At 35.1% G+C, this 9054-nt stretch carries 8 protein-coding genes; all 8 read right to left on the bottom strand.

The annotated features are described in order from the left end of the window. Positions 1-403: 403 nt before the first annotated feature. Positions 404-1699, bottom strand: a complete 1296-nt coding sequence (gene asnS, locus PHQ99_06905; GenBank protein ID MDD4289300.1) for an asparagine--tRNA ligase — start codon at positions 1697-1699, stop codon at positions 404-406. 68 nt (positions 1700-1767) lie between these two features. After that, positions 1768-3024 carry a histidine--tRNA ligase gene (hisS, locus tag PHQ99_06900; protein MDD4289299.1) on the bottom strand — a complete coding sequence of 419 codons (1257 nt, stop codon included), beginning with the start codon at positions 3022-3024 and terminating at the stop codon, positions 1768-1770. Between the two features lie 347 nt (positions 3025-3371). After that, positions 3372-4433, bottom strand: a complete 1062-nt coding sequence (locus tag PHQ99_06895; protein ID MDD4289298.1) for a type IV pilus twitching motility protein PilT — start codon at positions 4431-4433, stop codon at positions 3372-3374. A gap of 42 nt (positions 4434-4475) precedes the next feature. Continuing rightward, on the bottom strand, positions 4476-4946 hold the full coding sequence (locus PHQ99_06890; protein MDD4289297.1) for a hypothetical protein: 471 nt from the start codon (positions 4944-4946) through the stop codon (positions 4476-4478). 59 nt (positions 4947-5005) lie between these two features. Next, complete coding sequence (locus PHQ99_06885; protein MDD4289296.1) at positions 5006-6052, bottom strand: type IV pilus twitching motility protein PilT; 1047 nt, start codon at positions 6050-6052, stop codon at positions 5006-5008. A gap of 56 nt (positions 6053-6108) precedes the next feature. Beyond that, entirely contained in the window at positions 6109-7302 is a 1194-nt protein-coding gene (gene metK / locus PHQ99_06880) for a methionine adenosyltransferase (GenBank protein ID MDD4289295.1), read from the bottom strand. Positions 7303-7410: 108 nt separating this feature from the next. Next, positions 7411-8493: a sugar phosphate nucleotidyltransferase gene (locus PHQ99_06875; GenBank protein ID MDD4289294.1), complete on the bottom strand. Its 1083-nt coding sequence runs from the start codon at positions 8491-8493 to the stop codon at positions 7411-7413. A 67-nt stretch (positions 8494-8560) separates the two neighbouring features. After that, the coding region (locus tag PHQ99_06870; protein ID MDD4289293.1) for a transglycosylase SLT domain-containing protein at positions 8561-9054 on the bottom strand (494 nt) is incomplete at its 5' end.

Raw genomic sequence — 9054 nt, 5'->3', positions numbered from 1 at the left:
AACTATAAACTGAAAAAAACTGAAAACTGTAAACTGTAAACTAAGAACTGATAATCATCTCTCACTTGTCACTCAGTACTTGCTACTTATTACTATACTTAATTCTCAGTCCTCTTCTTTTAATTTCATCCCCCTCACCCTGACCCTCTCCCTCCGAGGGGAGAGGGAAATGACAACAGTAAAATTTTTTACTGCATTCAAATCTATTAAACTATCTACTATCTACCAACGACTAACTACTGTTTTATCTTGTAGCTTTGTTTCTTCTTATATTTTGCATTTGACTGAAAACTGTAAACTAAGAACTAAAAACTGTTTTACCCCTCACCCTGCCCTCTCCCTCCGAGGGGAGAGGGAAATACGAGGAAAACGGTATACGGTATACGTTATACGTTATACAATCTTATGGATAAATCTTATTCAGCATTCTCGGGAATGGTATTGTTTCCCTGATATGTGATAAATTGCACAGCCAGGCAACAGTTCGCTCTACTCCCAGGCCAAAACCTGAATGGGGAACTGAACCGTATTTTCTCAGATCTATATACCATTGATAATCTTCTTCAGGTAAATTAAATTCCTTAATTCTTTCTTTAATCAATTGATAATCATCAATCCTTTGACCACCGCCAATTATTTCACCAAACCCTTCCGGGGCTATTAAGTCTGCACCTAAAACCGTTTCCGGTCTTTCAGGGTCAGGTTTCATATAAAAAGCCTTACACTTTGTAGGAAAATGGTGAATAAATACAGGCTTTTTATATTGCTGTGATATTATTGTTTCATCCTCACCCGTTAAATCATCACCCCATTTTGTTTGGCTTCCTTCTTTCTGTATTAATTTGATAGCATCATCATAAGCAAGGTAAGGGAATGGAGATTTGATATTCTCTAATAATGAAATATCACGTTCTAATGTCTTTAATTCTAAAGAACAATTTTTCAGGACATGTTCAACAATATTAACAATCATTTCTTCCTGCAATTTATTATTATCGTTAAAATCAAAAAAAGCTGCTTCCGGCTCAACCATCCAGAATTCCATCAAATGTCTTCTGGTTTTAGATTTTTCTGCCCTGAAAGTTGGACCAAAACAGTATACTTTCCCAAATGCCATTGCAGATGCTTCATTATAAAGCTGCCCGCTTTGTGTAAGGAAAGCTTTGTCTCCAAAATAATCTGTTTCAAATAATGTGGTGGTTCCTTCACAGGCAGCAGGGGTCAAAATTGGTGATTCTATCAGACAAAAACCCTTTTGGTTTAAGAACTGATGAATAGCTTTTACAATCTCTGTTCTTATTCTTAAGATTGCATTCTGCCTCTGGGTTCTCATCCACAGATGGCGATAATTCATTAAAAAACCTACCCCGTGCTTCTTAAGAGATATTGGGTAATCCTTTTCGGCATTATGGACAACCTGAATTGTCTTTACTAACATTTCATATCCACTGGGGGCTCGTTTATCTTCTTTGATTACTCCTTCTACTATAATGGAAGATTCGTAATTTATTTCCTCCAGCAGGTTAAAATATTTTTCTTCCATCTCGTTTTTTACCAGTGTTCCCTGTAAAAAACCTGTCCCGTCACGCATAATCATAAACTTTATTTTCCCGCTGGACCTCTGATTGTATAACCAACCTTTAATCCGGACTTCTTTATCCTGATAATTTCCAACATCTGATATTCTAACATCAATCATTAATTTAATGCCCTCCTCGCTGTAATAGAGATTAAAACTTTTTTTAATATTATTAAGAAACTTTTCTTTTATTTATTACTAATATATGACGATATTTCCTTTAGAGGAACTGCTTGCTGATGTCCATCTGTCATATTTTTAATAGTGATTTTCTGTTCTGCCAATTCTTCCTGTCCGACAATCAATACATATGAAACATTTAACTTATTTGCTAACCTCATCTGTGCTTTTAAACTTTTATTCAGATAATCAGTCTCAGTACTGATTCCATTTTCCCTGAGGTTGTTTATAATCTTAAAGGCAGCCGGTATATCCTCGGAACTGACTGTAGCAACAAAAACTTTTATTCCTGCCCAGACCGGGATTTTTACTTTCTGTTTTTCCATAGTGGCTATTATTCTTTCTATTCCAGCAGCAAAACCCACAGCCGGGGTATCTTTTCCGCCTAATTCTCTTACAAGATAGTCGTATCTGCCTCCGCCCCCTACAGCATTTTGAGAACCAAGTTCACCTGATATAATTTCAAATGCAGTTTTTGTATAATAGTCCAGCCCTCTGACTAATAAGGGATTTATCTGGTAGGCAATTCCGAGCACATCCAAATATTCAGTTAATCTCTGAAAATGATCCTGGCAATCCTGACAGAGAAAATCAAAAATGGTCGGGCTTTTTTCAATCTGCATCCTGCATTGAGTATTTTTACAATCCAGTATTCTCAAGGGGTTTTTATCATATCTGTCCCGGCAATCCGGGCATAATAATTCTTTTTTATCCTGAAAATACCCTTTTAATTCACTTAAATATTTAGGCCGGCATTCCCGACAACCTACACTGTTAATCACAAGATTAAGTTTTGATAATCCCAATCTTTTATATATTGCCAGAGAAGCTTCAATAATCTCGGCATCAATCAGGGGTGATTGTGAGCCGATTGCCTCAAGGCCAAACTGGTTAAATTGCCTGTATCTTCCTGCCTGTGGCTTTTCACACCTGAACATACTACCAAGATAGAATAATTTTACTAACGGATTTTCACGCACTAAATTATGTTCAAGATATGCCCTTACTACAGGTGCCGTACCTTCGGGACGCAATGTTAGACTACGCCCTTTTTTATCCTGAAATGTAAACATTTCCTTATTTACAATATCCGTTGTTTCACCGATTCCCCGAACAAACAACTCTGTATGTTCAAAAGCAGGGGTCCTTATTTCACGATACCCGTAAGTTTGTAATACATCTTTTATAATATCTTCAACATAGTACCAATAATCTATCTGATTTGGTAATATGTCATTGGTTCCTTTGGGTGCTCTTGATAACACTTTAAGCTCCTTTTATTATATTCAGTTATATTAAAATTAAATTTGATTCCAAAAATAAAAAACCTGATAATATTTTGAAAATATTATCAGGGACGAAAAACAATTTCGCGGTGCCACCCTGTTTAATGGCAGAATATCACCATTCGACTCTTACACTTAACGCGTTAAACGTATAGACTGTTTACTATTATCATTTCATAATTATACAAAATGATACTCGGGTTGTCTTTCAACTGCCAAAACGGCAATTTACTTTTCCCGGTAAATCTATAACTTTATTTAAAATATTTTTATATCTGATTATCTTGATATTTTATATAATTTAGAATAAAAAGTCAAAAAAAATCCTAAAGCCCTGCATATTCAATAAAAGCGTTTTTATTTAGTGCCTTTTTTATAGCAGCCTCGCGGGTAATTTTACCCTGCATTAACAGGTCTTTTAAAGACTGATCCAGGCTTTGCATTCCAATTTTTCTACTTATCTGGATAGTTGATGGTATTTGATGTATCTTTTCATCTCTTATTAAATTACGTATAGCCGGTGTTGCCAGCATTAACTCCATCGCCGCTATTCTTCCCTGTCCATCAGCTGTCGGGATAAGAGTTTGGGCAATTACTGCTTCAATCGAACCAGCCAACTGCAGACGGGCTTGACCCTGCTGATGAGCGGGAAAAGCATTGATAATTCTCTCAATAGTATCAGCAGCACTATTGGTATGCAAGGTTGAAAATACCAGATGTCCTGTTTCTGCTGCTCTGAGGGCCATTGATATTGTTTCCAGGTCCCTCATCTCCCCAACCAGTATAACATCAGGATCTTCTCTTAATGCAACTCTTAAGGCACTGGCAAAAGAATCTGCATGTTCTCCAATTTCTCTTTGAGAAATAACACAATTTTTATGCTGATGAATAAACTCTATCGGATCTTCAATAGAAATAATGTGTTCATATCGTTTTATATTTATAATGTCAATCAATGCTGCGAGTGTTGTAGATTTTCCGCTACCAGTTGGGCCGGTAACTAATACTATTCCTTTATCCTTTTCTGTTAAGGTTGTTATCACATCAGGTAATCCTAATTGCTCAACAGATAATATCTCTGTGGGGATAAGTCTGATAACTGCTGCTTCTCCTAAACGATGCCGAAAAATATTAATACGGAATCTGGAAACACCTTCTATCTCGTATGAAAAATCAAGCTGTTTATCTTTTTCAAAATCCTTTTTTTGTTTTTCGAATATTATACTGTATATCATTTTATGTACATCTTCAGGCTTCAAAACAGGAAATTCTGTTTTGGTCATCTTGCCGTTCAAGCGGAAAACCGGGGGGATTCCTATATTCAAGTGAACATCTGATGCACCTTTTTCTTTTGCCTGAATCAAAATATCTTGAATTTTATAGTCCATTCTTAACTCCTTATTTGCTGTTTATATTGCTATTTATATGATTTAATTATTTTTGGCATTTTGCCATATAGAAGGATATTCTTTTTCAATATATCCAAGTATGTCCAGTATATTACGGAATGAAGCAAAAGCTATTTCAATTTTCTGGTCCACTATATTTTTTATTTTATCGATAGCTTCACTGTCAGTAGGATCAGCCATAGCTATAACTACTTTACCTTCTATTTCAATTAAAGGAATTAGATTATAGTTTTTTACTAAATATTCAGGAAATTTTCTCAACAAATCCATGTCCAGTTGTCCTTTTTCTATTTGAACATATGGAATATCAAGCTGTTTACTCAATATCCAGTTTATTTGATCCTGTGTTACCATCTTTAAATCAATTAACGTTTCTCCAATTCTTTTATTTTTTTCCTTTTGCATCTTCAATGCTCTTGATAAATCTTCATGAGAAATCATTTTGTAATCTAACAATAGTTCCCCTAATTTTTTATTATCTTTTTTTAACATGCATTTACCTCGATTAATTAACATAATTTATGGGTCTAAATAATGTTTGAAATTCTAAACTAATAAGACACTACATATTTTTGATCAACAGCTTTTGATAACGCTACTTCTCTGGAAATTATATGATTATGGTATAACTCCCGTAGACATTGATCTGTTGACTGCATTCCCTGTTGTTTGGAACTCTGAATAGTAGATGGAATCATGTGGATTCTTTCTTCCCGGATAATATTTCGAATAGCAGGATTGGCTTGCATTATTTCTACCACTGGTACTCTACAGGTTTCATCAATATTAGGTACCAGTGTCTGTGATATAACTGCCCGCAATGATTCTGCTAATTGAACTCTTATTTGTCTTTGCTGATGTGTAGGAAAAACATCAATAATCCTTTCTACGGTTTCGGCAGCACTGTTGGTATGTAAAGTTGAAAAGACCAAATGGCCGGTTTCTGCTGCAGTAACTGCCATGGCTATTGTTTCTAAATCTCTCATTTCACCCACCAGGATAACATCCGGATCTTCTCTTAAGGCACTTCTGAGAGCGTAAGAAAAAGAATTTGTGTGCAAGCCTATTTCCCTTTGGTCAATTATGCAGTTTTTATGTTTATGAATAAATTCAATAGGATCCTCTATTGTTATAATATGCAACCTATTATTCTCATTAATAAGGTCAACCATACTTGCAATTGTTGTTGACTTACCACTTCCGGTAGGCCCGGTTACCAAAATCAAGCCTTTTGACTTTTTTGTAAAATCTTCTAAGCTCCCGGGTAATCCTAATTCTTCCAAAGATTTAATCTTATCCGGAATTAAACGAAAAGCTCCCCCTATCCCTCTTCTATGCAGAAAAACATTTACACGAAAACGGGCAACATTCCTTAATTCCACAGAAAAATCAATTTCCTTAACTTTTTCAAACTTTTTTTTCTGTTCATCATTCATTATACTGTAAAGCATTTCATAGGTATCAGTTTCTTTCAACTGGGGATAATCAAGGGTAGACAGGAAACCATTAATTCTCAGTGTAGGAGGGACTCCTACTGTAATATGCAAATCAGAAGCTTCCAAATCGTTAGTTTGTTTTAGCAGTTCATTAATATTCATTTCCATACCTCCCATTATAATTTTTAACTGGTAAATTAGACTTTAATGATTGTTTTCTATATTTCTCCTTTTAAATCATCGACTTTATCTAATTTTTCCCAGGTAAAATCCTCTATTTCTCTACCGAAATGGCCATATGCAGCTGTTTGTTTATATATAGGTCTTCTTAACTTAAGAGTTTCAATAATTGCGGCAGGTCTTAAATCAAAATGTCTTTTGATTATATCAATAATCTGTGGTTGTGGTATTTTCCCTGTATTGAATGTATCTACCATTATCGATATGGGATTTGCTACCCCAATGGCATAAGCTATTTCGATTTCGCATTTTTCAGCGATACCAGCAGCCACGATATTTTTTGCAATATACCTGGCAATATAACTTCCAGAACGGTCTACTTTTGTAGGATCTTTTCCGGAAAAACAGCCACCGCCATGGCTACCGACTCCACCATATGTATCAACAATTATTTTACGGCCGGTAAGTCCGGTATCAGCCTGCGGTCCGCCTACTACAAATCTACCAGTAGAATTTATATAATATTTGGTATTTTTATCAATATATTTTTCAGGAATAACCTCTTTTATGACATTTTCAATAATATCATCCCTGATAATCTCTAATTTTACATTTGGATGATGTTGAGCAGCAATGACAATTGCTTCTATCCTCTGGGGTTTACCATCCAGATACTGAACTGTCACTTGGGATTTACCGTCAGGTCTTAAGTATGGTATTATTTTTTTCTTTCTTACATAAGCAAGCTTACTGGTAAGCTTATGAGCCAATGATATTGGCATCGGCATAAGTTCGGGTGTTTCCCGACAGGCGTAACCAAACATCATTCCCTGGTCACCGGCACCGGTAGATGCGATCCGGTCTTTTTCGGGAACACTTTTTTCTTCCCTGATTTCCCAGGCACAATTTACACCCAGAGCTATGTCCGGTGATTGCTCTTCAATTGAAGTCAGTACCGCACAGGTATCACAGTCAAAACCATATTTTGCCCGGGTATAGCCAATTTCTCTTATTGTATCACGAACAACTTTGGTAATATCCGCATAACCATTTGTGCTGATCTGTCCTGCTACCAATACTAAACCCGTTGAAACTAATGTTTCCACAGCTACCCTGGATTCCTTGTCCTGTCTGTATAAATCATCAAGAATTGCATCAGAAATCTGATCAGCAATTTTATCCGGATGACCTTCAGTTACTGACTCTGAAGTAAAAAGATAATTGTTTTTCAATCGATAACCCTCCTTCTATTGCCTGGCTATATTTGCTACATATAATTTTTTCTTATTAAAATATTTATTAAAATTTTATGGATTTTTTGGTGTTCTGGATATTTAATTTTAGAGATACTTTTTGAATTGGCTGTCTTTTGACATTTGATTGATTATATTTTTGAGATCTCCTTCCCTGTCTTTTGGATAAATTAGCTGAATAGGACCATTATTAATAACTACCATATCAGATAAGCCAATAGTAACAGTGATTCCCTTGTCATTGATAATAATACATCGTTCAGTATCTATTCCTGTATGTTCACCCTGAATAATATTTCCATCAGCATCATGCTGCAAAAAGGACTCTATAGCATTCCAGGAGCCAATATCTTCCCAGCTGAATTGTCCATCAACAACTACTAATTCATCAATTTTTTCTAATACACCATACTCGAAAGAGATTGATTCCATTTTCTGAAACTGTTCCTTAATAACCTCTCCTTTTTCTAATGTACCGATACTTTCGGTTATCTCTTGTATTGATTTATACAACCCGGGCATCAATTTCTTCAGTAATATCATTATTCTTTTACTGGGAAAAATGTAAATGCCTGTATTCCAAAATAATTGGCAGTTATTTTTATTCTTTTCAATCCATGCATTATCAGGTTTTTCCTTAAATTGTTTAACACTATAGATTTCAGAATCATCAGTTTTCCCCAGCTCCTTTTTGGCGCAAATATAACCATAGCGACTCTCATTACGTTTAGGGTTTATGCCTATGATAACAGGGGTCTGTTCTTCTACAATAGCTGCAAAGGCATTATTAAGAGCAGTATAAAACTTATCCTTTTCTGTTATAAAGTGATCAACAGGAAAGATCGCTAAATTAACATCCTGATGTCTATAATGAGTTATTAGAAGGGTAGATAAGGCAATACTGGCTGCAGTATCCTTCCCTACTGGTTCGACAATATAATTAAGCATATCAATCTCGGGAACTATCTCTCTGACAGGCTTGATTAAATCCTCAGTTGTCACAATGTATATATCATTGACATTAAAATAAGGAACAAGTCTTTCAAAAGTATCTCTCAACATGCTTCTGCCACTTGGAGACGGTAATAATTGCTTTGGCTTATTAAACCTGCTATGAGGCCAGAAACGTTTTCCTCTTCCTCCGGCCAATATAAGTGCAATGTTTTTCATTTTTAATCATCTCTTTATGTTTTATATTAATATTTTTTCTGTAACATTTAACATGGCTCTTAAATTATTATTCTGTTTCCCGATTTTGAACATCACCAGCCTGATCAATATCAAAACCACGATATTGAGTATAATATTGTAGTACTTTATCAGCATAGCCATTGGGAATTTCACTTTCCTGAGACATTAATTCCTGAATCCTAAAAGGGCCATGGTTATAAGCAGTTAATGCTAATTCTATATCACCAAAGTCATCATACAGTAAGGACAGATAATATAAGCCGATTTTAATGTTCTTTTCCGGGTCAAAAAGGGTGTTTTCTGCGCCATCCCATTTAATTCCAAGATTTTCCGCTAATTCCTTGGCTATAAACCTGCGTACCTGACATAATCCAAAGGCATAAGAATCAGATACTGAATCTATTATAAAATTACTTTCTACTTTTATTAATGCTGAAACTAATAAAGGATTAAAATTGTATTTAGTGGATTCCTCATAAATACTTTTTGCAATTGAATAAATAGTTTCACTTTCTAACTGATTATTACTACCGGAAACAA

Source organism: Atribacterota bacterium (assembly GCA_028703475.1).
Classification (GTDB): domain Bacteria; phylum Atribacterota; class Phoenicimicrobiia; order Phoenicimicrobiales; family Stramentimicrobiaceae; genus JAQVMU01.
Note: the sequence above shows the minus strand (reverse complement) of the source record. Positions and strands in the feature narration are given on the sequence as shown.